The sequence below is a fragment of the Microvirga sp. VF16 genome, from assembly GCF_016864375.1.
Lineage (GTDB): Bacteria > Pseudomonadota > Alphaproteobacteria > Rhizobiales > Beijerinckiaceae > Microvirga.
In genome coordinates, this window is record NZ_CP069357.1 from 455,467 (window position 1) to 481,259 (window position 25,793).

Sequence of the window (25,793 nt, forward strand, 5' to 3'; positions counted from 1 at the left end):
GAGGGTCGCTGATGAGCGCGTGCTACAAGCCTGGCCCTTTGGTCGCGCCAAGGATGCGGCCCGGCTTTCCGTCCTGTGCGGCTTGAAGCAGGACGACATACGAGTCGGCATCATGCGTCTGAACGGTGTTCAGGGGCATCCAGAAACGCACGGACGAACCGGACCAAGCCCCGAGCGGATACAACCCGCGCACGACGTTCGTGTATGTCTCCATGCGCCCGGCATTCTCGCCGCGATGGATTGCGACCTGAACATGTCGACGGACGGGCAGCAGCCAGGCCCTGGCCTCCCCAGCGTCTTGCCCGACCTCAACGACAATCAGGCCATTCTCCTCGGTCACTTGAATGGCGACGGGGAGCGGGATGAGGCCCGTGGTCTCCCGATCAAGTGCCTTCGTGACTTGCTCGCGTGCCGAACCGACGCGGGACAGGACGCCATTGATGATCAGCTCGGGTGTGTAGACCTGACGGCCATGGCGGGCGAGCGCATAACCCCTCTGCCTCGCGGTAAAGGCTGGGTCCGCGAGCGTGTCCTTCCAACCAAGATAGTCCCAATAGTTCACCGGCAGGCTCAACACGATGAGGCCGGGATCCTGGCTCAACTCGCTCAGGAGCTGATTGGCGGGCCAGCAGGCCGAGCAGCCTTGGCTCGTAAAGAGCTCGAGGACCTCACGTGGCTCCGGTGATGCCTTGACCTGCCCGATCCCGAGGATCGAGGCAACGGGGAGGAGCCCGAGCCAGGATTTCAGATGTTGTCGCATGTAGATAGTCAACAGACCGCTTGTCATTTTGGAAAATCACTTTCGCTCGATGAAAGCAGGTGGCCAGGGAGTCCAGCCCGATCGGGCGTTCAGGTATGAGTTACGCTCCCGGCTCCGCTCGGGTGCTCTGGAACAGCATTCAACGGATTATGGCGCTGCCGAACGAAACGCGCCTATTCACAGACCATGACTACTGCCCTGGAGGACGTAGGCGCCACTGGGAAAGTACCGTCGCGCAGCAGCGGGCGGAGAACATCCACCTCAGAAGGGCAAAGACGGAAGAGGAATTCATCGCCTTGCGGGAAAATCGTGACCGCGAACTCCCGATATCCAAGCTGATCCTGCACTCGCTGCAGGTGAACATCCGGAGTGGTCGACTACCGGAACCTGGAAACAACGGCAAACGCTACCTGAGAATCCCGCTCGATGCGCTTTAAGGCGCACGATGGGACAAATGAAGGAGAGTATTATGACGACGAAAAGCGCAAGAGAGCTTGTCGCCGAGGCAAGCCGAGACCTTGAAACCCTCTCCGGTGACGAGGCCATGAAGCTCGTGGGCGATCCCAATGTAATCTTCATGGACGTGCGAGAGGGCGAGGAACTGCAGAAGACCGGTAAGCTCAAGGGTGCGGTGCATGTGCCGCGTGGCTTGCTTGAGTTCCAGGCCGATCCGAACAATGCCTCGCACAAGCCGGAGTTAGGGAGCGGGAAGAAGCTCGTGCTTTACTGCGGCTCAGGTAATCGCTCGGCGCTTGGCGCGAAGTCTCTAGGGGATGGGAATCGAGAACGTAGCGCATGTCGCCGGCGGCTTCGCAGCATTTCAGCAGGCAGGTGCACCGACGCAAAACATGGACTAACAATACTCCAAGGTGGCCAATCCACCGCGACTGGTTACGACACTGTTGTTGAACATGGAACCGCGCTTGGAGAGGTTTTCATCGTCAAGGAAATCGTCCGATCATGGATCAATGGCGGCCGGAAGCACATCAGGAGGAAAATACGCGATACCGCTGTCAGAATGGCGGACTGCGAGCGCTTTGGTCCTGGAAACGGGACTGTGAATCGCATTTCCTCATGAGTTCGCGGGAATAAAGCAAGCCGGAACTCGTGTGCTGCGTGTCCAGGATCTCACCTCTCCAAAACGGGCAACCGAGTTGGACCACACTGCTGCGCCATATGAGGGAAAGGGGGCGATGAGGAGGCTCTTATGCGGCTCGTCTCGCAGCTTTGTTTGTTACTCACCATCATTACACCAGCCTTAGCCAGCGACATGCATCTCATGTTCGGCTTGCGGAATACGATCGCGATTTATATCCGCGATTACGGCCATCACTGTCCAGAGGTGAAGGACTTTCAGCCGATCGGCTTTGAGAACGGAGGCGCTCTTCTGAGAGTAGTATGCGGCCCTCCTGGAGATCCATCGCAGGGAGCAACGACGGTCTTTCGCGTCATCGCCTACACCGAGGGCGATTTTACCGTCCGCCCCTGGAGAGAAAAGAGTACTGGGCTAAAATAGCCAGCGTGTCTGCCACATCGTTGCCGCCCGCGCTGAACACTTGCGCCAAGGTGGCCAGAGCTGTCCTACTTAGAACGGAGGGATACTCATGAAACGTCGCGATTTCATTTCCTTGGCAGCCACCGGTCTTGCCGCGACACCCCTCGCAGCGCCAGCGATCGCTCAGTCGATGCCCGACGTCAGATGGCGTCTGACTTTTGGTTTTCCGAAGTCGCTCGACACAATCTTCGGCGCAGCTGAACTTTTTACCCGTTATGTGTCTGAAGGAACAGATGGTAAGTTCCAGATTCAACCCTTTGCTGCCGGCGAAATCGTCGGCACCTTCCAGGCTTTTGATGCGGTCAGCTCCGGCACGGTCGAAATGGCCCACTCGGCTGCCTACTACTATGTTGGAAAGAATCCGACCTTCTCGCTCATTTCAGCTGCGCCGTTTGGCATGAACGCAACGCCATCAAAATGCGTGGGTGTATCACGGTAGCGGCATCGATCTCGTCAATGAGTTCTTTGCCACGCAGAATTGTCCGCAGAATGTCTATGCGCTGCCTGGCAGCAACACCGGCACACAGATGGGCGGCTGGTTTCGTAGGAAAATCAAAACGCCCGCAGACCTGCAGGGTCTAAAGATGCGGATTGCCGGCATCGCGGGCCAGATCATGGCAAAGCTTGGCGTCGTGCCGCAGCAGGTTGGAGGTGGCGATATTTATCCCGCGCTTGAGCGCGGCACAATTGATGCGGCCGAGTGGGTTGGCCCTTACGATGACGAGAAGCTCGGCTTCCAAAAGGTTGCTACTATCCCGGTTTCTGGGAAGGGGGCGCTATGCTCCACTTCTTCTTCAATCAGGCGAAGTGGAACGAACTCTCTAAATACTACAAGGCGGTCGCGCAATCAGCTGCGATGACTGCCAACATCGACATGCTGGCCAAATATGACGCGCGTAATCCGGCCGCGCTCCGTCGTCTGGTTGGTGCTGGCGCGCAATTACGGCCGTTCCCGCAGGAACTTCTCGAGGCCTTCTACAAGGCAACAAATGAAGTCTTTGACGAGACCTCAGCTAATAATGCCGCTTTCAAGAAAATGCTTGAGGCTCTTCGTGCCTTCCGAAATGAAGAATACCTCTGGTTTCAAGTGAGTGAGTATACCTATGATAGCTTCATGATCCGCGCTCGCGCACGAGGCGACAAATAGATGCTTGAAAGAGGAGCCACATTTACGCCAGCGGCTTTGCCCAGAACAGCGTACTCAGATAGATCCTTTACGACCGCTTTGGTAACGGAGTTTCCAAGAATATCGTATCCCTCTTTATACGATTAAATCGAAATCCGATGTCTCTGACGTGCCCTGTACTACGTCGGCGCGAGCATCGTGCCCCTGCGTTACATGGCGTCCGGGCGCGGCAGGGAACGCTCAGGCGGGTCCCGCTCCAGGAGCAGCTTATTCGGGAGATCATGGGCGTCGGCGCCCTCTCGGCGCTGAACACCCTGCAAGCCAACTTGATGGTCATCCTCGTGACGGGGCCGTCGGCCTGGTCGGCGTTGATGCCCTTGGCCGGCTACGGGATCGCGTCCCGTCTCGACCACGTCCTGATCCAGTTTATCTTCGCGCTTGGCACGGCCGTGGTCACGATGGTGGGCGTGAACGTGGGCGCAGGGAACACAGACAGCGCCAAGCGCGTGGTGTGGTTCTCGCGGGCGCGGTGACGATCGCAGTCAGCTGGCCGTGGCCCTATTCCCGCGTGCCTGGCTCGGTCTCTTCAGCAATGATCCCGCGGTTCTCGAGGCCGGCAGCCTCTATCTTCGCAGCGTCGGGCCGTTCTACGGTTGCGTAGGGCTTGGCATGATCCTGTACTTCGCGGCCCAGGGCGCCAAGCGCGTGACCGTGCCGTTCTTCGCCGGAACCGCGCGTCTTCTCATCAGTGCCGGCCTTGGCTGGATCGTGATTGCCCATTTCGGCGGTGGCCTGGCGGCGCTGTTCATCACCGTCGCGGCCGGAACCATCATGTTCGGGATCGTCAACGCGCTCGCGACCGCCGCGTCCCGTGGAGGATACGACCAAGCCCGACGCCCGCCGCGGCCAAGGCATGACCAGAATCGGGCTCACTGTTGAAGCGCCGTGGAGGGATGGCTCAGGCCCTCTCGGCGCGCATTGATCGCCATTACATTGAATGAGTCTCACGCGGTGCGAGGCCCCAGCAGGATAATGGCGGCTCCAAGCAGGCAGGCCACGGCGCCCGTGACGTCCAGCGATCCGGACGGACGCCCTCGACGGCCCAGAGCCAGAGCAGGGAGACGACGATGTACACGCTGCCATAGGCTGCGTAGGCCCGTCCCGCCGCGTCGCTGTCGACGAGCGTCAGCAGGTAGGCGAAGAGGGCCAGCGAGGCACCGCCCGGAAGGAGCCACCAGATGGACTTGTCCAGGCGCAGCCACGCCCAGAAGGAGAAACAGCCCGCGATCTCGGCGACCGGGGCGCCGACATAGGCAAGAATGGTCATGGTCTCAACGCCCTTACGGATTCAAGCAGCCGATGGTCATGCCTCTCGCCCGCATGACTTCGATGAAGTCGCCGGAGACCTTCGTTCCCGATTTCAGGCCAGCTTGGGCGCCCGATGCCTGGAACTATGGTCCCCGCCGCGGCTCGAGCGAGAGAATGTCGAGCACGGGACACTCGGGTGCGGTGCCGCCGTCGCATTTGTCGATGGTCTGCCCGAGCAGCCGCTCGAGCTTCGTGAGGTCAGCGATCTTCGCCCGGATGTCATCCAGGTGCTTCGAGGCAATCTCGCGGACCTCGCCGCACGGGGCTCGCTCCGGCCCGCCCAGCGCCAGAAGCGCCTTGATCTCGTCCAGCGTGAACCCGAGCTCGCGGCCGCGCCGGAGGAAGGCCAGCACGCGCGTATGGTGCTGATCGTAGACCCTGCGGCCGCCTTCCGTGCGCGGTGGCGCGGGCAGCATCCCGATCCTCTCGTAGTAGCGGATGGTCTCAATGTTCACCCCGGTGAGCCGTGACAGCTCGCCGATGGGGAATGTCTCACCTCGCGCATGCGTGATCGCGTCCATCGAAAAAAAGCCCTTGCTCCTGTAGCCACTACAGGATGCACGGTCACCCCATCGGCGTAAAGGAGATTGTTCGATGCATGAATTGACCCGCGTGGGGCCAAGCGACGCGGCAAGCCCGTCGGAGAGCGAGAGCGCTCCCCGGGACCGCCAAGGTCTGCTGGCGGCTGGAGGCCTTCTGGCCGCGCTCGGGGCCTCGTCCTGCTGCATCCTGCCCCTCACGCTCTTCTGGTTTGGTGTGAGCGGGGCCTGGATCGGCACCCTGACCGCGCTGGCGCCCTACCAGCCGGTCTTCGTGGCCATGGCGCTGGCCTTCCTGGGCTTTGGCTTCTGGCGCGTCTACCGCCAGCCAAAGGTGGCATGCGCGGACGGAAGCTTCTGCGCCCAGCCGGGATCGAGCCGCATCACAAAAATCGGCCTCTGGACGGCCGCCGTGCTCGTCCTCGCGGCCGTCACCTTCCCCTACACCGCCCCACTGTTGATCAGCCTCTGAGGAGACCTGCAATGAAGATCCTGTTTCATACCGCCCTGATCGCCTCGGGCCTGCTGCTCGCGGGCGGGGCTATGGCCGCGCCACGGACCGTCACGCTCGAGGTCGAGAACGTGAGCTGCGTCACCTGCGTCCCGACTGTGAAAAAGGCGCTCTCCCGCATCCCGGGCGTCAGCCAAGTCGCGGTGATTGACCATGGCGGTATGGCGACGGCGACCGTCACCTTCGACGACGAAAAGGTCACGCCTGAGGCGCTGACCCAGGCGACGACCAATGCGGGCTATCCCTCGACGGTGAAGGGCGCCAAGGGTTCTTCCTGACCCGTCGCGCCGTCGCCAATCAATCAACCTTCCCGGTGCCGACTGCTGTCAGCCGGCCGGGAACACACGAAAGCTAAGATCATGAGTGACTGCTGCGCCACTGGCGCCAAGAACGGCAACGACCGCTACGATTTGGTGGTCGTCGGTGCCGGGTCGGCCGGGTTCTCGGCTGCCATCACGGCCGCCGAGCAGGGGGCGCAGATTGCCCTCGTCGGCCACGGCACGATGGGCGGCACCTGCGTCAACGTCGGCTGCGTGCCCTCGAAGACCCTGATCCGGGCCACGGAGGCGGTGCACCACGCCAACGCGGCCTCGCGCTTCGCCGGGATCGACGGAACCGCGCGGGTCGCCGACTGGCGGGCCCTGGTGGTCCAGAAGGACGACCTCGTCGCGAGCCTGCGCCAAGCCAAGTACGCCGACCTCCTGCCGGACTACAACAACATCGCCTACCATGAAGGCCAAGCCCGCCTCGTCGACGGGGGCGTCGAGGCCGGCGGCAAGCGGTTCCTGTCGGATCGCATCATCATCGCGACCGGCACGCGGCCGGCCCCGCCGGCCATTCCGGGCCTTGCGGACATGTTGCCGCTCGACAGCACGGCGGCGCTGGCGCTGACCGAGCTGCCTCGCTCGATGGTCGTGGTTGGCGGCGGCTACATCGGGGCCGAACTCGCCCAAACCTTCGCCCGGGCCGGGGTCGCGGTGACGCTGGTCTTCCGCAGCCGCCTCTTGCCGGAGGCGGAGCCGGAGATCGGGGCGGCGCTTGCCGGCTATCTGGCCGACGAGGGCATCACGGTTGTGGGCGGCCTGACTTACGATGCCGTCCACAAGACAGAGGATGGGGTCGCGCTCACCGTCGTCAGGGACGGACGTCCGCAGACGATCACTGCCGAGCGCATCCTGGTCGCGACGGGCCGCACGCCCAACACGGAGAGCCTCGGACTGGCGGAGGCGGGCGTGGCCCAGACCGCCACGGGCGCCATCATCGTCGACGACCGCATGCGGACCTCCAAGCCAGGCGTCTACGCGGCCGGTGATGTGACGGGCAAGGACCAGTTCGTCTACATGGCGGCTTATGGTGCAAAGCTCGCGGCCAAGAACGCGCTTAACGGCGACAGCCTGCGCTACGACAACTCGGCCATGCCGGCGGTGGTCTTCACCGATCCGCAGGTCGGGAGCGTCGGGCTGACCGAGGCGCAGGCCCGGGCGGCCGGCCATGACGTGCGGACCTCTGTGCTCTCGCTCGACAACGTGCCGCGGGCGCTGGCCGCCCGCGACAGGCGGGGCCTGATCAAGCTCGTGGCGGACCGGGGCACCCGTAAGCTGCTCGGGGCGCACATCCTGGCCCCCGAGGGCGCGGACAGCATCCAGACAGCGGCCATGGCGATCCGCGGCGGGCTCACGATTGATGACCTTGCGGAGGCGATCTTCCCCTACCTGACCACCGTCGAAGGGCTCAAGCTCGCCGCCCAGACCTTCGACAAGGACGTCAAGAAGCTCTCCTGCTGTGCGGGATAGCATCGGCCAACTCTATTGAGGATTGAGCTATGAACATCACCGTGAACCTCACACCAGAGCGTGCCGCAGAAATCAGGCCGGGCGTATTGCGTCCGGACTGGTCGGCCGTGACGACATCGGCCGCCCGAGAGACTCTACGCGGGCGTATGGCAGCGCGTTCGGGTCTGCTCGACAAGTGGTCCCACGCGCTCGAAGCCAGCGAGGACATTGTTTGGCGGACGGTCCTGCATCTCTACGCAGCCAAGGGGCGGCCTCCCACCATCAACGGGATCGCCGCCACGACGGGAATGGGTGCAAGCCGTGTCGCCGCGCTCCTGCGCGAACTGCAACTGCGGGACCTCGTTGGTCTCGAAGCCGGATCGGACGCCATCTGGCTGGCCTATCCGTTCACGGAGCGGGCGACCGGGCACCGGGTCGAGCTCAACGGCCATTCCCTGAACGCCCTGTGCGCCATCGACGCCCTCGGGGTCGCCGCGATGTACGGGACCGACGTCATGGTCACCTCGCAATGCCGATCCTGCGGCGAGACGATCCGCGTCATGACAGCGGACGCGGGCCGCACGCTGCAGAGCGTGTCCCACCCCAGGGCGGGCGTCTGGTACGACTTTGCCTACGCCGACAGCGCGGCTTCCTCGTGCTGCCCGGCTATCGCGTTCTTCTGTTCCGACGCGCATCTGCAACGCTGGCTCGACAGCCAGGCGATCCGGCCTATGGGAGCCCGTCTGAACCTGGACGAGGCACTGGAAGTCGGCCACGCGATCTTCGGCCCCGTCCTCCGCGAGCCCGCGCCGGCGGTCGCCTGACCGGGAGCGGCATCATGCAGGGCCCGTCCACCAGGGCAGGGATTAAGGAAGGCTTCGTCTTCGCTCCCGTCTTCAACGCGGACGGGCTGCTGCCGGCGATTGCCATGGGATTGCCGTGCCACCCCAGCTTGGCTGCCGCATGCCGGAGCAGCCAGTGGCAAGAATGCCGCCCGGCGCTTCGTCTATACGTTCGAGGTCCTCTCGCCGGACAGCTTTCATGCTGCCGGTAGCTGGGTATTCTGCTTCGGCCACACAAAGACTCGCGCGGCCGCGACAGGCCAGTCCATCGACAATCGCTTCCTGTACCGCTTCAGGGTTGAGAGCGGCCAGCTTGTGGCATTTACCGAATCTACGGACACGGCCGCGCTTGCCGTCGGATCTGGGACGCTTCGCGGGACCGGAGGAGGATCAAGGCCGCGTAGGCAGCCCCATAGCCGCTTCGCGGTGCGCCGCAGGCGTAAGGCTTGAGGGCGCGCCGGAGCACCACGCCACCATCCAGGCTGCCAGAGTGCAACTCGCTCCGACACTGTCCGTCAAATCAAGTTCAGGATTCTACAACTGAGGCTGCTTTCCCCAAGGAAACAGCATCAGGCGCCGAAGTCTGCGCCCCTCAGCTCTGATCCACCGGGCCTGACCGTGGATCGGATCGAGACCGATCAGAAGAGAACCACGATCGCCGAGCCTTCCCAACCGATCGCGTAGCCAGGCGTCGTCATCATGATGGCACAGTTGACACAAACCCAGCATCTACCAGTGAGCGATGCGCGGCGAGTACGCCACCCTGTTGGCTCTCGACCGGAGCCGTCTAGTGACGAACGGCATCCCCTAGGCCCATGCCGTTCTTCTCACCAGCGGCCGCCGCCTTACGCGCTTCGTATCCCCGACAGCAATGTGATAAAGCCGGGCGGGATGCCAGGATCGATCGATCCGCCGTGGGCATCGCCCGCGCGTCATGGGACCTCCGACAGGGGTGCATTCGTCTGGACTTGTCGATCGACCTCTCTTGCGAAAAGTCATTGAAGGTTGCCGCATCGCTCTCGGCGTCTGCGCGATCCTATGGCAGCCTGGTCGAGCACATGCGTCTTTCCGGTCACGGTGATTCCGACGAAAGCGCCAACGGCGGGCAGGTCGATCGCCGGGCTTCTGAGGATCACAGGTTTGCCCGGCGACGGGAGCTTCATCGCAGCCCTTGGGACGGAGAGACACGAAGCGGCTCGCGCCGCCGAATTCAATGCCAGTTTACCCCATCCTGCCGAACGTCGGACCATCTTCCATTCCGCCCCTCAACCGAATGCGCTGCGCCAACCTGCCCGGGCTGCCCACTCAGACGTCGGGGAACATCGGATTGACGTGCTGCCGGAGAGTGCAGCCTCGACTCTGAAACGGCTGCTTTGATCTTCGTTTCTCCCGGCCCTTGAGGTGCTGACGGATTCAAGCATCTGTCTCGTCCGAGGTTGAGAACATCTCGTGCCTGCCAGTCAGCGGGCCGAGTTCAACCTCCACAGAGTGGGATTGTCATCCGGCGACATTTCCGGGGCGGAGCCCGCTCGACACAGAAACAACGCGCGGAATGGTGCTGGTAGGAACGCAGGACTGGCCGTCCCTCGGCCATCGCAGGCAGGCCTACCCGAAGCATCATGGACTCGCACGGTTGCTTCAGGGTAGGCCCGCCTTTCGTCACATCATCTGTTGTACTCGTGAGCGGATGAACCCTGCGGTTCCTCCGAGAACGACCCAAAACACTAGGCTGATCACGGAAACCAGCACAACAAAGTCATGGGCCAACGCCTCGGGAACTGGACTCTCGAAGCTGTCGGGCCTCGGTGCACCGACCAGATGTGGTGCAACGATGAGCGCGATGCCCAGAATGGCGAGCGGTAAGGATTGCCTGAACACCAGCAAGACAAGGCCGAGGCCTGTCGCCGATACGGTCGCGATCCACCAGATCTGCCGCTTGTCCAGTTCCGCAGCCGGCATGGCCGGCAATTCAGGCGGAAGGCCGAGGCCGGGCGCCAAGGTGAAGACAGCGAACCCCGCCAATCCCCAGAACACTCCCTGGCGCCAACCAGTCATTCCACCCTTGATCTCGGAGACGGCGACAAGCAAGAGTGCGACGCCGATAGCCGTGACCACGTTGGCGAGAGCGGTATAGGCTGAGCGCTCGAAGCCATCCGCCGGAGCCCATCCCTCGCCCTCGTCGTGCGAATGAGCGGCATTCGGCAGTGCGGCATGCTCGTGAGCCAGCCCCGCGTTTTCGAAGGCTTCGGCCTTCAAGATCAGTGGGACTGTGCCGGCATATTGCATGGCGGTCATCGCAAGGCCCGCAACGAGCCCGGCGAGAGCGGCGATGAAGACGATGTTGCGAAAGAGAGCCATCGCGCTTGCCCCTCAGTGACAGGGAAATGCGAGCGAGTGGCGCACATCATGCGACGCGTTGTGGATAGCCTCGATAGGCGCGAAGCCGGCGACCCCGAGGACGACAAGTCCGAGGAAAGCTGCAAGACCGATCTGAGCCAGCCGGGAGGCTGCGGTAACCGATGTTTGGATCGGGAGCGAAGTCTGCTGAGTATTCATGGTTCATCCTGTGTCCTCCACCCGAGGACCTTTCGAAGGTTTTCCGACGCCGGCAGGTCTCCTGGCTCACGGATCCGCGTGTTTCCTCTTGCCTTCCCGGGAAATCCCAGTGGCGCGGCGAGGAACACTCTCCGTCTACAGTTGCGGGGGCAGCCGCGGCATTGGGCGAAAGACAGCCCGCACCGCATTCCCTTATTTGTCCCCAAAGGGCTCCGACACCTTAGCTATAACCCTATTCCACGAAATCACAAATGCAAAGACGGCGAGGGACATGGCCGCAAGTCTTCATGATGGACCGGCAGTCTCCGCTAGAGCTCGTCTGATGTCACGGCTTGTCAGATGGAAACTCTGCCGGCTTGGAACGCCCGCCCTTTGGATCTTCGCTTGGGCCGCCCGTTTGAAGGCATCCTCATGCGCCCGAAAATAGGCCTCGCAGCTGTCCCGGGAAGCCACCTTAGCCAAGGAGCGGAATGCCAGCCGATGGACGAAGCAGCCGCCCTGGTGTCCTTCGAGTCTGAACACGAGAGCATCGATATCTTGCCGCCATATCAGGTCATCAGTAGGCATTGGGGCAATCGCTGTTCGGACATGAAATATGGAAGGTGCGCAATCATGTGCCCGTCCTCTCGTGCTCCAAGAGGTACAAGAGGTCTATGTTCAAGATCCAGCCCCTTTTCCTCGCGAAGCGATTGGCGAACGGCTTTGATTCGATCCGCGACCTCTTCGATCCTGCCAGCGATAATCACCTCATCCGGCATGCCAGGTCAGGCGCCCCAGTCCATGTAGGAGTTCATGGCCGGAGCAGATCTGAAGCTGACCTTAGGGCTGTCTTTACCGCTAGAGACGAATAGTGGGGTTGACTGCCGCGTGTTGTGCGGAGCTCGGCACACCAGGCCGCACTCGCCCTGTCAGAGAACCAGATCGTGAGGCTTCCGCGCTCGCGCAGGGCTGCATCGTAGTCTGCCCAATTCGACATCCTGTGCAGTTGCTTCGGAATGTGGTGACGGCGAGCGGCGTTGGACTTGAGCGGCACGGCAAAAACCAAGATCAAGAGGACGTAGTCCTCCTATGCCATTCAGCTTTGGCCGCCAAATCGCCCATCCGCACAGCAAAGCTATCCAGTACGCCTCAAGGGCTAGCTGCCCTACTGCGGCTAGCACATCTCTCAGATTGATCGAGAGGCGGTGATCGTGAGCGTCATGGTGCTTGGTTGACACCGCCCAAAGCCGTTGCGCATTGTATTGATGCGGAGGCACTGCCCCATAGGTCCCTTAACCGCCCTCCGCAGACTTCGCCCCGTTCAGGCAGATCCCAACAGGGCTTTTTCCTGCCCCAGCACGTGCATCACCCGAGTTGCGATCCCCCCTTGCCTGCGCACAGCCAGATAGAAGCCGGGTATTTCGTTCGAGGTTATCCTCTTTAGAAAGTCCGAAAATCCTGCTGCAGTCTATTTTGCGTGTTCTGGCCGATGACCACCGGCTCGCTGATTCCCCGTGCCGTGGGGCCCACTCCCCCGGAGATGAGCAATGCGTTTGTTGGCTTCCCTCCTCACGATTGCGGTCATGGGCCTGGGCTCGCCATCGTCCCGCCTCTTGGCGGCAGAGACACTGCGCGACACGACCTTCGCGCCGAACCCGGGCAACCTGGTCATGTTCAAGTATGTGCCTGATGGGCTGCCTCAGGGCGCACCCCTCGTGGTGGCGCTCCACGGCTGCACGCAAAAGGCTCTCGACTCTGACGATGAGAGCGGCTGGACCGGGTTGGCAGAGCGCTTTCGCTTTGCGCTTCTCTTCCCGGAGCAGCAGGAGGTCAACAATCGTGATCGTTGCTTCAACTTTTTCATGGCGGAGCACAATCGCCGTGGTCAGGGCGAAGCGGGCTCAATCATGGCCATGGTCGAGGCGATGCAGATCGAGCATAACATCGACCCGCAACGCATCTTCATCACCGGCCTGTCCGCCGGCGGCGCCATGACGGCGGTGATGTTGGCGGCCTACCCGGACGTCTTCAAAGGCGGGGCGATCCTCGCCGGGCTCCCCTATGGCTGCGCCAGCACGGGCGAGAACCCGTTCCTCATGGTCCAGCGGTCCTGGTTTCTGTTGTGGTATAACCCAATCGGCGAGGCGGTCTGGGCTGCGTATCGCTGCGGGATTAACCGGACCTCCTTTCCGCCACTGACACCCGCAGACCGCCGCCCGGAGGAGTGGCGGGACCTGGTCGCGGAGGCCGGCGGCCCGGCCGCACGCGCTTCATGGCCCAGGGTGTCGGTCTGGCAGGGAAGCAATGACAGCACGGTGCATCCATCGAACTTGGGCGAACTGGTTGAGCAATGGACCGCAGCGCATGGCATCGATCAGGTTCCCGACGCGCAAGGGCCGGCATCAGGGCGATATCGTCACCGGGAGTACAAGGATGCTCGCGGCGAGACGAAGGTGGCGTCCTTCGAGATCCCAGGCATGGGACACGCTGTTCCCGTTGATCCGGGATCGGCCTCGGCTCCATGCGGCAAAACGGGCAAGCACTTTGCAGACGTCGGCGTGTGCGCCGCCTCTCACATCGCCCACTCCTGGGGTCTGGATTCGCAACCGTAATGCGCGGCGTCTTACGGTTGCTGGTTTGCTCGAGCTGGCTGGGGGCACTCTCCGCCAGAATGATGCTGACGCTCCTTTGACAGCTGCCTCCCTACAGTGACGCAATATTCAGAAAGGTCACGGCCGCCGACGAGAAATTCTCTTGCGTGAACTTGGTCTTTTGTATAACGCCCATGCCTGACTGGTTTTTCATCGGACCGGTTCTCTGAACAGAGCCTTCGGGCTCTCACTTCGGGCTGCTGTCTCCGGCAGCCTTTTTCTTTGGGGGCCGGAGCCTGGGGGCAGGAATGGCGGGCAAGAACGTGACGCGAGCGGATCTGAGCGAGGCCGTTTACCAGAAGGTTGGCCTCTCGCGGGCAGAAGCGGCCGAGCTGGTTGAACAGGTCATCAGAGAGATCCGCGACTGCCTGGCGGTGGGTGAGAGCGTGAAGCTCTCCAGCTTCGGCCTCTTCGATGTTCGCGACAAAGGCATGCGCATGGGCCGCAATCCCAGGACAGGAGTCGAGGTGCCGGTTGAACCGCGCCGGGTTGTGACGTTCAGGCCCTCGGACGTTCTTAAGGCTCATGTGAACGGCAAAGCCGTCGATACTGACAAGTGAGCTTCCGGGAGCCTCTCGGTACTGCAAAACTAAGCCTCGCCCGAACGAGATCCGACGAGCGGCCAATGCGGTTTCAGAATCTCGGCACGGCATCGGCTCCGGACTTCTTGTCAAAATGTTTGTTCGACGACATTGCGCTTCATTGTAACAGACGTGATTTTGGGATGAACATCTCCCCAGCTCGATCATTGATGAAGCGCGTCAGGTAAGGGGAAACAATGATGTACGACACTCTGTCTGCTGCAGCCATCGCCACCCGCCAGGACGAGAGGATCCGGCAACGGGCTTACGAGATCTGGGAGCGTGAGGGCCGCACCGGGAACCCTGAAGACCATTGGTTCAGGGCGGAGCGGGAACTGGCGGATCAAGGACAGGAGCGCTCTGCCGCGACGGTGGAGAATGCTCCGCCAGCTGCCGTGACAGAAGCGACCTCGGCCGCCACAGGCGAAATTCCTGATGAGCGGCTTGCCGACTAGCCGGCGCAGCGAGGATCCCGCGGGATGGCGCAACACTCCGACCGTGTTGCATGGATCGGTTGGAGAATGGACGCCGCCCACCCCATGCCCCCACCCCATGCCCTTAGCTTAGGCGATGCGGACAGACTTCGGGCGTCCAAGCTCAAGCATGCGGTTCAAGGCATGAACGGCAATGGCGATCTCAGTCTGTGTTTCGGCGCGCAATGTTGGCTCTGAGGCACTTTTGGTGCAGTTGAGGACTGAACTGATGCTGTCTTCCGGAAGGAGACTGCATCATGCACCGAAGCCTGCGCCCCTCAGCCCTGATCCCGCCCGGCCTGATCGTCGATCAGATCCACGCCGATGCACAGCAGGTGACCATCACGGTCCATTCCAGTCACCGATCTGGAGTCTGCCCGTCGTGCGGCACGCTCTCCTCACGGGTGCATAGCCACTATCCCCGGCGCGTGGCAGATCTGCCGCTGGCAGGGCGACCGGTCCAGTTCCTCATCCGAGCGCGGCGCTTCCGCTGCGATGCCGTCCGGTGCGGGCGGCGGATCTTCACCGAACGCTTCGCCCCGGATGTGATCGCCGGCCATGCCCGGCGCACCACCCAACTCGAGGGCATTGCCCACCACCTCGGATTGGCTCTGGGCGGACGGCCCGCAGCGCGTCTCGCCCGGCGGCTGATGCTGCCTGTGCGCAAGGATACGCTTCTGCGGATCGTGCGCTGCCATGCCCACCTTCCGTCAGAGCCGCTGAGTGTGATCGGGATCGATGATTGGGCCTGGCGCCGCAATCACCGCTACGGCACCCTTGTCTGCGATCTCGAACGGCGGCGGATCGCATCACTTCTTCCGGACCGAGAGCAGGCCACCGCACAGGCATGGCTGGCCAGCCACCTGGAGATTACCGTCGTCGCCCGCGACAGAGGCGGCGGCTATGGCGAGGCTGCGGCCAAGGCGCTGCCGGATGCGGTGCAGGTGGCCGACCGCTGGCATCTGATGGAGAACGCCAGCCGCGCCTTTCTGGAGGCGGTGCGCAAGTCGATGCGCCAGATCCGCCAAGTCATCGGATCGGCAACAATCAACCCGGACCTTCTCACCTGTGCCGAACGCCTTCAGTACGAGGGCTATTTACGCCGTGATGAGACCAACGCAACGGTCATGGCTCTCAGTGCGGAAGGGATCCCGATCAAGCAGATCGTCCGACAAACGGGTCTGAGCCGCGGCACGGTCCGACAGATCCTGCGGGGTTGCCGAAGCGAGGTCTTCCGCCAACGGGAGAGCAGTCTCGAGGCATACTGGCCGCTGCTTGAGGCCCTCTGGACCGGCGGATGCCGCAACGGTGCCGAGCTCTGGCGGCGTCTGCGGGCCAGCGGTTTCCGCGGTTCACTGCGCGTTGTGGGGGGATGGTCGACGCGCCGCCGTCGGGCTGAACGGCTGGAAAGCGAGCAGCTTCAGCGCGTGCCGTCAGCCAGGACCATCGCCCGGCTGATGAGTACGGGCCGAGACATGCTCTCCAAGACAGAGACCGTGACCATCGCCGCCATCGAAAGCGGCGTGCCAGCTCTCGCAAGTGCCCGCGACGCGGTTGCGGACTTCCAGATCCTGATCCGGCGTGGCCGCGAGGCTGACCTGACGTCATGGATTGCCCGAGCGCACCAAAGCCTTGTGGCCTCGTTTGCCAATGGCATTGCCAAGGATGAGGCGGCCGTTCGTGCGGCGATCACGCTGCCGTGGTCGAACGGTCAGACCGAAGGGCAGATCACGAAACTCAAGCTCGTGAAGCGTCAGATGTATGGCAGAGGCCATCTCGACCTCCTGCAAGCCAGATTGGTTGGAGCGGAATGACAGGTCGCGACGACTGCTGCACCAAAACTGCGTCAGAGCCAAACTTGGAAGCCGATTGACAGCCGCGATCATGATTGCCGCAGTCCAAGGTGGCTTCGCCTGACCCGTGGCGACGAGAAAAGCGCGCGCTGACAAGAACCGGCATTCCATCAGCCCGCGCTCCTCGCACCCTTCGAGTTCGAAGCGCAGGTCGAGGCCGGCCAATCGGAGCCTGTCGTTGACCGCGTAGCCGACATCGCGGGGTGACATGTCGAATGGGTCCGCAACGGCCGGCCAAGCAAGGGTGGTGGTGGCCACGAGGGCTGCGGTGACAATTGTCCATCGGTTCTCCATCCCGGCATCCTTCGCCGTTCGGGAGCATGAGCAAATACTGTGGCTGAAGCGTGCCTGCCGGCGCGGGGGAGGAAACCGTGGCGCCGATGGCTCGTAGTGCAGGATCAGGCGCCCTTGGCCAGGATACTGGGCGGCCCTGGCACAAGTGCTACTTACTCCCGTGTGCATCCGGCCCGGATTTTCGGGCAACTGGACAGCACGGGAGGAAACATCATGAGACGAGTTGTCAGCGTCGCGGCCCTCGTGGCCGCCACAGGTAGCGCGGCGTACGCCCAGAATACCCTGCCTCAACTCAATGACGCCTACTTCCTCGCAGCCCAATCCGCGCTCCAGGAGCGCCTGCGCGTGATGCCGAACACCAATCGCGCCAAGAACGTGATCCTGTTCGTCGGCGACGGCATGGGCATCTCCACGGTCACGGCCGGCCGCATCTATGAGGGACAGAAGCGTCGCGTGGATGGCGAGTCGAACTCGCTGACCATGGAAAAGCTACCCTATGCGGCCCTGTCCAAGACCTACACCCATGACGCGCAGGTGGCCGACTCCGCGCCGACGGCCGTGGCGATGGTGACCGGCGTCAAGACGCGCAATGACATCATCGGGATCAACAGCGAGGTCGAGGTCGGCGACTGCGCCGGATCCAAAGGCAAGGAGGTGCTGAGCCTGGCCGCCATGGCCGAGCGGGCCGGGCAGGCCACCGGCGTCGTCACCACGGCCCGCATCACCCATGCCACGCCGGCCGCCATGTATGCGCACACACCCCACCGCGATTGGGAAGGCGACGTCAACATGACGCCTGAGGCCATTGCGGCCGGATGCAAGGACATCGCCCAGCAGCTTGCCGCCTGGTCCCATGGTGATGGCTTCGAGGTGATCTTCGGGGGCGGACGTGACCGATTCCTGCCGGAGACCATGAATGATCCCGAGGATCCGGATCGCAAGGGCTCGCGCAAGGACGGGCGCAACCTCGTGCAGGAATGGCAGGGCCGCTATTCCAACAGCGGCGTGTTCCTGTGGAACAAGGAGCAGTTCGACAGGATCGACACGTCGACACCGCATGTCATGGGCCTCTTCGAGCGCTCGCACATGCGCTACGAAGCGGATCGCTTGAAGGACAATGGCGGTGAGCCGTCGCTGGCCGAGATGACGGTGAAGAGCATCGACATCGTGAGCCAGAACCCGAACGGCTTCTTCCTGATGGTCGAGGGCGGGCGCATCGACCATGCCCACCATGAAAGCAATGCCTATCGCTCGCTCGAGGACATGGTGGCGTTCGACAACGCCATTAAGGCCGCTCTGGGCAAGGTGAACCTCGACGAGACCCTAGTGGTCGTGACCGCCGACCACAGCCATACGTTCACGATCAGCGGCTATCCGAAGCGCGGCAACCCGATCCTGGAGACGATTGTCGAGCCGGACGGCAAGCCCAAGCTCGGCAAGGATGGCAAGCCCATCACAACCCTGGGCTATGCGAACGGGCCCGGAGCCGTGAAGGAGGGCGAACCACGGCCCGTGCCGACCAACACGACGGCGCCCGACTACAAGCAGCAGTCGCTGGTTCCGCTCGAAAGCGAAACCCACGGCGGCGAGGACGTGGCGATCTTCGCCGGCGGCCCCTGGGCTCACCTGTTCGCCGGCGTGGTGGAGCAGAACTACATCTACCACGTGATCGATCACGCAACGAAACTGAGCGAGCGCTCCGGTCTGCGCGCGGCCGCCCGGTAGGGCCTGTGCCGGGGCGGAGCGGCCGCCCCGGCATTCCCTGCCTGTCCGTGGTCGCCCCGAAGGAAGCAGCGGTATCCGACACATGCCAAGAACACTGGGACAGGATCTTCACCACCAAGGCCGAGGACGCGATCAGTTGGTTCAGGCGACGCCCGAGGCCTCGATGCGCCTGATCCGCCCCTGCAATCTTACGAAGGACGCAAGCATCCTCGACGTCGGGGCAGGGGCCTCGCACCTGCCTGGTGCCCTTCTTGAGGAGGGTTTATCAATATTGCCGTGCTCGACATTTCGGCCGCCGCTCTGGCGAAAACGAAGGCTCCGTCGGCGACAAGGGGGCATGCGGTCCGCTTCATTGTGGCCGATCTCGCGGACCGGCGGCCTGACCTCGCTGTCGATCTGTGGCGTGACCGGGCGGTCCTGCACTTCCTGACGGAGCCGCAGGATCGTGCCGCCTATGCGCAAGCGCTCCGTCGTGCCGTGACGCCCGGTGGCTTCGTGCTGATCCCAGGCTTCGTCCCAAGCGGACCCGAGCGATGCAGCGGCCTGCCCGTCCTGCGGGCTGGCCAGGATGCCATTGCGGCCCTTCTCGGGCCTGACTTCGACCTGCTGGAGGCCTTCGAGGAGGACCACCAGACGCCGTCTGGTGGCCGGCAGCGGTTTGTGTTCACCCGGTTTCAGCGACGCCACGGCTAGAGATGGGACCGTCCTTGCACGTCAATGCCGAGGGCCGAGCAGGATGATCGCGGCCCCAAGGAGGCAACCAGGGCGCCCGTGATGTCCCAGCGGTCAGGACGGACACCCCCGACAGCCCAGAGCCAGAGTAGGGAGGCCGCGATGTACACGCCGCCGTACGCCGCGTAGGCCCGTCCCGCCGCATCGCTGTCAACGAGTGTCAGCAGGTAGGCGAAGAGAGCCAGCGAGGCCCCGCCCGGGATAAGCCACCAGATGGATTTGTCCAGGCGCAGCCACGCCCAGAACGAAAAACAGCCTGCGATCTCGGCGACTGCGGCGCCGGCATAAGCAAGAATCGTCATGCTCCGAACCTGCTGCGGATCGGCGCCATTACCAACAGCGCCCATCAAAAGCGTGTCGAGAATTCTGCCAACCATGCGGGCATGTAAAATCCTGAACTTGATTTGACGGACAGTGTCAGAGCGAGTTGCGCTCTGGCAGCCTGGATGGTGGCGTGGTGCTCCGGCGCGCCCTCAAGCCTTACGCCTGCGGCGCACCGCAAAGCGGCTATGGGGCTTGACCGCCCGCCTCGCCCAAGCTGAAAGCGACCATGCCAGAATAGCGAATTCCGAACTCAATTCTCTCGTGCAGAACGCGATTTGATTCAACACTGTCCGACAGGTCAAATCCCGACTTCCACAAATTCAAGGGCGCTGAAACCACCTCGCTTGAGGCTAGGCAGAGCAGCTTGAGAAGACGGGCTTACTGCCAATCGATACGTCTCCGACAGCGCCATGGACGAACTTGTTACCCACCCTAAACCGGTAGGGGGATCAACAAAGACCCAATGGCTCTGACGCCACGTGGCGCGTTCGGACACCGCTACAAGAGCACAATCAACCTCAACGAGCGTATTGAGTCGTGGCGTTCGGAGGTATGGTCGGTTCTTCGCCACTGATGTCGTGTCTGGATCAATCGCCAATCTGACCAGAGGAGAATTCTGGACGAAATTAAGCGTCTCAGGCTCCCAAGCTCGAACGACCTTTGCGACGTCCTCCGGGACCAGCCCAGATGGCAGAGCTTATGACCCAATGGGTTGCGCGACCTCTGACAATGAATATGGGTCCCAACCTTGCCACATGATGAAGCCCTCTGACTGGCCTCAATGTGCTATCCAAGTTGCCCTAGCAGAGCCAAGCAAACGTTCCTTAACGAGTCGGGGAGTATCACATGATGCATGCTATTGCCCGTACGCTCTGCAATCGAAGTTCGCCCCTTGTCGCGGCCTGGGAGGCTCGTAGGGGGTGCAAAGCAGCTCACCCTTGTCCTGATTGTCTCAATTCTTGTGGCCTCGTGCGCCCAGCGGCCGAGCTACTACCCGGCCAAAAGTGACGCAAAGCCCCACCCGGGCGTCGCCCGTGCGCAAAGTCATCCCATTCAGGGCATCGACGTCTCCAAGTGGCAGGGTAAGATTGATTGGAGCTCAGTCCGTGCCGCAGGCACCAAGTTCGCCTTCATCAAGGCGACGGAGGGCGGGGACCATGTCGATGAGCGCTTTATGGAGAACTGGGAGAAAGCGCGGGCCGCCGGCGTCCCGCGCGGGGCGTATCACTTCGTCTATTGGTGCCGATCCGCAACCGAGCAGGTCGAGTGGTTCAAGAAGAACGTGCCGGCTGATCCGGATGCCCTTCCGCCGGTTCTGGACGTTGAGTGGAATGGAAGCTCTCGCACCTGCCCCACGAAGGTCCCGCGCGAAGAAGCTCTCAGCATGATCAGGCTCATGCTCCGGGAGATGGAGGCCTACACCGGCAAGCGACCGATCATCTACACGGATATCACGTTTCACAAGGAAGTTCTGGAAGGCGAACTGCCGGATTATCCTCACTGGCTGCGCAGCGTCGCCGCTGGGCCCGAAGAGCGCTACGCGGGTAGGCCGTGGATCCTGTGGCAATACACTGCGACCGGACGTGTGCCTGGGATTTCTGGCAATGTCGACCGCAACGCCTTCTACGGAAGCTCGGCGGACTGGGCGCAATTCCTGTCCACCGGCTGCGACCCGCGCCGTCAGCGCACCGGCCAAGGTACTGCAACTTGCAACACCGGGTCGAGGGTCGCCTCGGCAGGCGGAACCTGACTATCATGGACTCGGCGATCTTCTCCAGCATCGCATGACCGGCCGTGAGCATGTGTACGCGCGCCGCGAACTGACTCTTGCTGGCCTCGTCGACCTTCAGGTCGAACCCACGGAGCAGACCACGCAGGCTGAGTTCGATATCGCGCATCTTGTCCTGCAACTGTTTGCGAGCCATGACGAGTGCCCGCACGTCTTACGCCGACGGCGACTTGCAGTGGACTGGGTGGAACCAGCCCATGCGCAGCAGCTGGGCGATGCTGCGCATCGCGCCGGTCCGTCTTGACGATCATGGCCGAGAGCGCCGCCTTCACGTGCCGGGTCTCCAGCAGCACGACTTCGAACCCGGCCTGCACAAGGCCGGCATGCAGCCACTGCGAGAGTTCGCTCGGCTTGGTGCCGTCCGAACGCTCAAGCGGCACCCGCAGGCGACAGGTGGGGATCGCCAAGAGCGGCAACGGGCATGCCCGGACCATGCTGATCGAGGCAGACTGGTAGTATCGCTTGCCGGCCCGCGAGGCGGCGCGCTTCCGCCGTCTCATGACCGCCGGCGAGCTCTTGCCCGAAGGTGAATACAGCGATCGCCTGCGAGCTGGCCGGCTTCGTGTGGGACATTGCGCGCTGGGTTCCGGTTGCTCCCGCTGCAACGGACCACGCAGGCTAACCGCCCCACACCAGCATCAGCACAGCTGCACAGGAGGGATTGAGCCAATGGAACCATAACCACCTGACCAGCGTGCCGTAACACCCTGGAGCGATGCGAAACCCTCGACGCTCAGGCGGGCAAGCTTTCGCGCTCATGCCTCGTGCTTAGAGCAAGGAAGGCCCACGACGAACACTGGGACATGCGGTGACCAGTCCGCGGATAAAGGCTTGATCAATCGTCGTCCGATCAGGAGCCGCGGCACACCCGTCAGGTCGCTGGATCTTGCACCGACTCGCAATCGGCGACAGGATCCTATGCTGGCATCCAGAAATGACGATCATAAGAGCCGAGTTGTAGAGTGAGAGCTGCTATGTCCGATGCAAAACGTAAAACGGAAATTGAGGGAGACTCAAGTTTTGTGCCTGTGTTCAATTCAGATGGGCTGCTTCCGACGATAGCGACCGACGTTGAAACTGGTGTCGTGCTCATGCTTGCCTGGATGAACCGGGATGCACCGAACAAAACAATTGTAACTGGAGAGGCTTAGTATCGGAGCCGTTCACGCCAAGAGCTGTGGCACAACGGTGCAATAAGCGGCCAGATCCAGTATGTGCACGAACTGCCTGTCGATTGTGATTAAGACATGGTTTGGCTGAATGTTCACGTCGGCGGTGACCGCGGATGTTGCCACACTGGCCGGATGAGCTGTTTCTATCGGCTGGTTCTGAATAGTCCCAAGGGTCCGGCACTGCGAAAAGGAGTAGCCCCGGTGTGAACGTCTGCGATATGGCGGGACATTAGGATGCTGTCTCCGTTGCCAGTATCCCTAGAAACAGTGTGCATTACACCCGAACCATAATCCAAAGGATACTCTCAGGGTTTGTAGAAGGTTAATGGTATTTCGGTCGTTGATTTAATCTCTTCCATAGCAAACATGGATGTGACATCACTCAACTGCACGCGTGATATCAATTTCTGATAGAGCGCATCATAACTTTCGATGTCCGGCAAGTACGCTTTCAGGAGGTAATCTATCGTTCCGCTCATGCGATAGAAGTCAACAATCTCGGGCATATCTTTTACTGCCTCCTTGAAGCTTGTAAGCCACTCCGAACTATGTTGATTTGTTCGAACCGCTATAAAAACAGTCACGCCGACATTGAGTTTTTTTCGATCAAGCAATGTCACCCGCCGGCTGATGAACCCAGCTTGCTCGAGACGGCGGATGCGCCTCCAGCAGGGCGAGGACGAAATTCCGACGTGTTCCGCTAACTCTTCAAGCGGAAGGGTAGCGTCCTTCTGAAGCCTTTCGAGGATCTTCAGATCAAATGCGTCGAGTTTTACTGATCTGGAGTTTTCCATCCTTATCCGGGCCTTCGAGAGTGATTGCTGACGGTCTCGTTGATTTCCAAGCATACGGAGTATGAACTGCTGCCGAGATAATCACATCGGGCGATGCGCGGAAAGAGAATTTCGCAAATTCCATATAACTGCGCAAAAGTTTTCTAACTTCGCAGGGATTGGAGCAAAATTGGAAAAATTTTTGCGAGGCGTCTGTGGGATTATGGTTTTGCTCGTAATTTCCGCGGAGCTTTGAGAAATGAGTTTGATGCCATGCCCCTCACGTCCAAATGAGGCTGAGATCCTCAATGAACTTGGGCAACGGAACCGCAGCCTTTCTAACGAGTATCTGGCTTCCGCCCGCCATGCTCTTCAACAGCTCATCGGCACTCCGGATCTTCTGGTTGGCCGGCAGCTGGAGCGAAAAGACGGAGGCTACGCGCGGACGCTGTTATTCAATGATGATCAGATGAGTGTTTATGCGATAGTTTGGAGTCCATCTTCCCAAACGACGATCCATGATCATCATTGTTCGTGCTGCTTTGGAATGCTCAGTGGTTCTCTTGAGGAGGTCTGGTTTCGATCGGTCGGTGAAGGTCGGGTCGTTGTCTCTGAGCGGGCTGTCAGATCCCCGGGTTATGTCGCTTGTATGTTGCCGTCAGGCCCGAACATTCATCAGATGATCAATAGCCATGGGGAAGAGGCGATCTCACTCCATATTTATGGGTTCGATCACAACATGCACGCCTCGTCTATTCTCCGTGAATATAGGCTTGCTTCTCTCTGACAGCGAGCGAACGAGGACGACCGAGCCATTTATATCGAAGGTCCCTGTGCCTACAATTTGTGGACCAGAGTGAGTCAGGTGCCGCCAGATCTCGGGCGGACCGCACCAGAGCAGTGCGGCGCAGCCACCTGAATTCTATGAGCCGGCAGGCAAGACGGCCAGGGGTCCCAGCCCTGATGATCAAGAAAAACGAAAGCGATGTCGAGCCCTTCCACTCCGACGATCATTCGATGCATGCGTCTAGTACCAGGAGTGCTTCTCTGCACATTGGTCGCGCTCGTCGCCATTGCTCTCCAGATCTTGGAAGAGCACTGGACCGGGCGCCCCTATCTTGAGGCGCTGGTCATCGCGATCCTGCTCGGCACGATTCTCAGGACTCTGTGGACGCCCAGCTCCGACTGGCTGCCCGGCATCGGATTTTCCGCCAAGTTCCTGCTTGAACTCGCGGTGATGCTGCTCGGCGCCTCGATCAGCTTCGAAGCCGTCATGCAAGCCGGTACCGGGCTCATCCTCGGTATTGCTCTCGTGGTTTTCCTGGCCATCGGCGCGAGCTTCGGATTATGTCGCTTCCTTGGGTTGCCGAATCGTATGGCTGTCCTGATAGCCTGTGGCAATTCCATCTGCGGAAACTCTGCCATCGCGGCAGTCGCACCTATCATCAATGCCAAGAGCGACGACATCGCTTCGTCGATCGCCTTTACGGCAGTCCTCGGTGTGATCGTTGTTCTCACTCTGCCACTGCTGGTCCCTCTGATGGGCTTGTCAGCGTCACAGTATGGTGTGCTTGCAGGTCTTACAGTCTATGCCGTCCCCCAAGTGCTTGCGGCCACAGTGCCGATCAGTGTCGTCAGCACGCAACTCGGTACTCTGGTGAAGCTCGTACGGGTGCTCATGCTGGGGCCGGTGGTCATCCTACTCTCGCTTTTCGCTGGCACCCGTTCCGGATTAGGCACTCTGTCGCTTAAAAGACTTGTCCCGTGGTTCATCATCGGCTTCATCGCTCTTGGAGCCTTGCGCTCGATGGGAGCGATTCCGGATGTGATCCTGCGTAGTGTGCTGCCTATGGCGACAGGACTCACTGTTGTATCCATGGCAGCCCTTGGGCTCGGAGTGGACCTGCGCGTAATCGGCCGCGTCGGCGGACGAGTGACGCTGGCGGTGAGTTTGTCACTTCTCATCCTTCTCAGCCTCAGTCTAGGCTTGATCCGGCTGCTCGCCATCGCGTGAATGCCTGCCAGCACGAAATTGCTGCAGTCTCGCTCGAGAGCGCCAGCAGCGGCACGGGCTGGGGAGGGTAACCTGCGAAATATGACACAACCTCAATACCTGACCCGCGCAAGCAAAGTACGCATCCGGCGACGACCACGGAATCTTCGGCCGCGGTGTGGTAGAGTAGCGCCATGGAGATCGATCATGACAAGATCGACGAGGCGGTTCTCGCCCTGATGTGGCTGACGCTGCACGATGAGCGTCGGGCCTGGAAGAGCTTTGACTGGAGCGCAACAAACCGACTCTACCAGAAAGGCCTGATCTGCGATCCGGCCAACAAGACCAAGTCCGTCGTGCTCACCGATGAAGGCTTGCAGAAAGCCGAGGAGCTCTTCAAGGCGCTGTTCACGCGAAAGCCCTGA

Annotated in this window: 24 protein-coding genes, 7 pseudogenes and 1 riboswitch; of the genes and pseudogenes, 23 read left to right on the forward strand and 8 right to left on the reverse strand. The window is 61.5% G+C overall.

The genetic code is table 11. The features are described 5' to 3' along the window. Positions 1 to 22: 22 nt before the first annotated feature. Positions 23 to 760 carry a thioredoxin family protein gene (locus JO965_RS41275; RefSeq protein ID WP_203446840.1) on the reverse strand — a complete coding sequence of 246 codons (738 nt, stop codon included), beginning with the start codon at positions 758 to 760 and terminating at the stop codon, positions 23 to 25. A gap of 107 nt (positions 761 to 867) precedes the next feature. Here JO965_RS41275 and JO965_RS41280 point away from each other — a divergent pair. The 6 genes and pseudogenes from JO965_RS41280 to JO965_RS41305 form a co-directional block, all read left to right on the forward strand. Then, positions 868 to 1,197: pseudogene (locus JO965_RS41280) on the forward strand (MBL fold metallo-hydrolase); the annotation flags it as partial. Between the two features lie 32 nt (positions 1,198 to 1,229). Beyond that, positions 1,230 to 1,617 (forward strand): annotated as a pseudogene (locus JO965_RS41285) (rhodanese-like domain-containing protein). A gap of 350 nt (positions 1,618 to 1,967) precedes the next feature. Further along, the gene (locus JO965_RS41290; RefSeq protein ID WP_203446841.1) at positions 1,968 to 2,276 is read left to right on the forward strand and encodes a hypothetical protein; all 309 of its coding nucleotides are present in this window, start codon (positions 1,968 to 1,970) and stop codon (positions 2,274 to 2,276) included. Positions 2,277 to 2,364: 88 nt separating this feature from the next. Continuing rightward, a pseudogene (locus tag JO965_RS41295) lies at positions 2,365 to 3,462 on the forward strand (TRAP transporter substrate-binding protein). Between the two features lie 260 nt (positions 3,463 to 3,722). Next, positions 3,723 to 3,974 (forward strand): MATE family efflux transporter, encoded by a 252-nt coding sequence (locus JO965_RS49095; protein WP_203446842.1) that lies wholly within the window; start codon positions 3,723 to 3,725, stop codon positions 3,972 to 3,974. 19 nt (positions 3,975 to 3,993) lie between these two features. Next, positions 3,994 to 4,380 carry an MATE family efflux transporter gene (locus JO965_RS41305; RefSeq protein WP_203446843.1) on the forward strand — a complete coding sequence of 129 codons (387 nt, stop codon included), beginning with the start codon at positions 3,994 to 3,996 and terminating at the stop codon, positions 4,378 to 4,380. A gap of 65 nt (positions 4,381 to 4,445) precedes the next feature. Here the strand turns inward: JO965_RS41305 and JO965_RS41310 are convergent. Beyond that, positions 4,446 to 4,768 (reverse strand): annotated as a pseudogene (locus JO965_RS41310) (YnfA family protein). A gap of 124 nt (positions 4,769 to 4,892) precedes the next feature. After that, on the reverse strand, positions 4,893 to 5,330 hold the full coding sequence (locus JO965_RS41315) for a helix-turn-helix domain-containing protein (protein ID WP_203446844.1): 438 nt from the start codon (positions 5,328 to 5,330) through the stop codon (positions 4,893 to 4,895). A 73-nt stretch (positions 5,331 to 5,403) separates the two neighbouring features. Here JO965_RS41315 and JO965_RS41320 point away from each other — a divergent pair, with 73 nt between their 5' ends. The 4 genes from JO965_RS41320 (at position 5,404) to JO965_RS41335 (ending at position 8,455) form a co-directional block, all read left to right on the forward strand. Further along, positions 5,404 to 5,820, forward strand: coding sequence for a mercuric transporter MerT family protein (locus JO965_RS41320; protein ID WP_203446845.1), 417 nt, complete (start codon positions 5,404 to 5,406; stop codon positions 5,818 to 5,820). An 11-nt stretch (positions 5,821 to 5,831) separates the two neighbouring features. Then, on the forward strand, positions 5,832 to 6,137 hold the full coding sequence (gene merP, locus JO965_RS41325) for a mercury resistance system periplasmic binding protein MerP (protein ID WP_203446846.1): 306 nt from the start codon (positions 5,832 to 5,834) through the stop codon (positions 6,135 to 6,137). Positions 6,138 to 6,218: 81 nt separating this feature from the next. Then, complete coding sequence (gene merA, locus JO965_RS41330; protein ID WP_203446847.1) at positions 6,219 to 7,652, forward strand: mercury(II) reductase; 1,434 nt, start codon at positions 6,219 to 6,221, stop codon at positions 7,650 to 7,652. Between the two features lie 41 nt (positions 7,653 to 7,693). Beyond that, positions 7,694 to 8,455 carry an alkylmercury lyase family protein gene (locus tag JO965_RS41335; protein ID WP_203446848.1) on the forward strand — a complete coding sequence of 254 codons (762 nt, stop codon included), beginning with the start codon at positions 7,694 to 7,696 and terminating at the stop codon, positions 8,453 to 8,455. A gap of 1,677 nt (positions 8,456 to 10,132) precedes the next feature. Here the strand turns inward: JO965_RS41335 and JO965_RS41340 are convergent. Both JO965_RS41340 and JO965_RS41345 read right to left on the reverse strand, forming a co-directional pair. After that, entirely contained in the window at positions 10,133 to 10,831 is a 699-nt protein-coding gene (locus JO965_RS41340; protein WP_203446849.1) for a CbtA family protein, read from the reverse strand. Between the two features lie 12 nt (positions 10,832 to 10,843). Further along, positions 10,844 to 11,029 (reverse strand): CbtB-domain containing protein, encoded by a 186-nt coding sequence (locus JO965_RS41345; protein WP_203446850.1) that lies wholly within the window; start codon positions 11,027 to 11,029, stop codon positions 10,844 to 10,846. Positions 11,030 to 11,062: 33 nt separating this feature from the next. Continuing rightward, positions 11,063 to 11,261: riboswitch (cobalamin riboswitch) on the reverse strand. A gap of 1,294 nt (positions 11,262 to 12,555) precedes the next feature. Here JO965_RS41345 and JO965_RS41355 point away from each other — a divergent pair. From JO965_RS41355 to JO965_RS41380, 6 genes are all read left to right on the forward strand, one after another. Then, positions 12,556 to 13,620 carry a PHB depolymerase family esterase gene (locus JO965_RS41355; protein ID WP_203446852.1) on the forward strand — a complete coding sequence of 355 codons (1,065 nt, stop codon included), beginning with the start codon at positions 12,556 to 12,558 and terminating at the stop codon, positions 13,618 to 13,620. A 287-nt stretch (positions 13,621 to 13,907) separates the two neighbouring features. Next, the gene (locus tag JO965_RS41360; protein ID WP_203446853.1) at positions 13,908 to 14,219 is read left to right on the forward strand and encodes an integration host factor subunit alpha; all 312 of its coding nucleotides are present in this window, start codon (positions 13,908 to 13,910) and stop codon (positions 14,217 to 14,219) included. A 218-nt stretch (positions 14,220 to 14,437) separates the two neighbouring features. Next, the gene (locus JO965_RS41365) at positions 14,438 to 14,695 is read left to right on the forward strand and encodes a DUF2934 domain-containing protein (protein ID WP_246777220.1); all 258 of its coding nucleotides are present in this window, start codon (positions 14,438 to 14,440) and stop codon (positions 14,693 to 14,695) included. A gap of 275 nt (positions 14,696 to 14,970) precedes the next feature. Continuing rightward, a complete protein-coding gene (locus tag JO965_RS41370; protein ID WP_203446854.1) occupies positions 14,971 to 16,527 on the forward strand; it encodes an ISL3 family transposase in 1,557 nt (518 codons plus the stop codon). Positions 16,528 to 17,073: 546 nt separating this feature from the next. Then, positions 17,074 to 18,585: an alkaline phosphatase gene (locus JO965_RS41375; protein WP_203446855.1), complete on the forward strand. Its 1,512-nt coding sequence runs from the start codon at positions 17,074 to 17,076 to the stop codon at positions 18,583 to 18,585. A gap of 276 nt (positions 18,586 to 18,861) precedes the next feature. After that, positions 18,862 to 19,278 carry a class I SAM-dependent methyltransferase gene (locus tag JO965_RS41380; RefSeq protein WP_203446856.1) on the forward strand — a complete coding sequence of 139 codons (417 nt, stop codon included), beginning with the start codon at positions 18,862 to 18,864 and terminating at the stop codon, positions 19,276 to 19,278. Positions 19,279 to 19,299: 21 nt separating this feature from the next. On the opposite strand, the pseudogene JO965_RS41385 reads toward JO965_RS41380, so the two are convergent. Further along, positions 19,300 to 19,619: pseudogene (locus tag JO965_RS41385) on the reverse strand (YnfA family protein). 875 nt (positions 19,620 to 20,494) lie between these two features. Between JO965_RS41385 and JO965_RS41390 the strand changes: the two are divergent. Continuing rightward, a complete protein-coding gene (locus JO965_RS41390; protein WP_203446857.1) occupies positions 20,495 to 21,391 on the forward strand; it encodes a GH25 family lysozyme in 897 nt (298 codons plus the stop codon). Between the two features lies 1 nt (position 21,392). On the opposite strand, the pseudogene JO965_RS48705 reads toward JO965_RS41390, so the two are convergent. Then, positions 21,393 to 21,819, reverse strand: a pseudogene (locus JO965_RS48705) (transposase); the annotation flags it as partial. Here JO965_RS48705 and JO965_RS49865 point away from each other — a divergent pair. From JO965_RS49865 to JO965_RS49875, 3 genes and pseudogenes are all read left to right on the forward strand, one after another. Further along, positions 21,785 to 21,886, forward strand: a complete 102-nt coding sequence (locus tag JO965_RS49865; protein WP_371827014.1) for a transposase — start codon at positions 21,785 to 21,787, stop codon at positions 21,884 to 21,886. The pseudogene JO965_RS48705 and the gene JO965_RS49865 sit on opposite strands and share 35 nt — an antisense overlap. 518 nt (positions 21,887 to 22,404) lie before the next feature. Continuing rightward, positions 22,405 to 22,581 (forward strand): hypothetical protein, encoded by a 177-nt coding sequence (locus JO965_RS49870; protein ID WP_371827004.1) that lies wholly within the window; start codon positions 22,405 to 22,407, stop codon positions 22,579 to 22,581. Positions 22,582 to 22,593: 12 nt separating this feature from the next. Further along, positions 22,594 to 22,674 (forward strand): annotated as a pseudogene (locus JO965_RS49875) (phosphoribosyl-AMP cyclohydrolase); the annotation flags it as partial. 233 nt (positions 22,675 to 22,907) lie between these two features. On the opposite strand, the gene JO965_RS41415 reads toward JO965_RS49875, so the two are convergent. Continuing rightward, a complete protein-coding gene (locus tag JO965_RS41415) occupies positions 22,908 to 23,396 on the reverse strand; it encodes an Lrp/AsnC family transcriptional regulator (RefSeq protein ID WP_203446860.1) in 489 nt (162 codons plus the stop codon). A 238-nt stretch (positions 23,397 to 23,634) separates the two neighbouring features. Between JO965_RS41415 and JO965_RS41420 the strand changes: the two genes are divergently transcribed. The 3 genes from JO965_RS41420 (at position 23,635) to JO965_RS41430 (ending at position 25,793) form a co-directional block, all read left to right on the forward strand. Next, positions 23,635 to 24,162 (forward strand): cysteine dioxygenase family protein, encoded by a 528-nt coding sequence (locus JO965_RS41420; protein WP_246777221.1) that lies wholly within the window; start codon positions 23,635 to 23,637, stop codon positions 24,160 to 24,162. Positions 24,163 to 24,396: 234 nt separating this feature from the next. Continuing rightward, positions 24,397 to 25,389 (forward strand): YeiH family protein, encoded by a 993-nt coding sequence (locus JO965_RS41425; protein WP_246777222.1) that lies wholly within the window; start codon positions 24,397 to 24,399, stop codon positions 25,387 to 25,389. A gap of 173 nt (positions 25,390 to 25,562) precedes the next feature. Further along, on the forward strand, positions 25,563 to 25,793 hold the full coding sequence (locus JO965_RS41430; protein WP_203446862.1) for a DUF6429 family protein: 231 nt from the start codon (positions 25,563 to 25,565) through the stop codon (positions 25,791 to 25,793).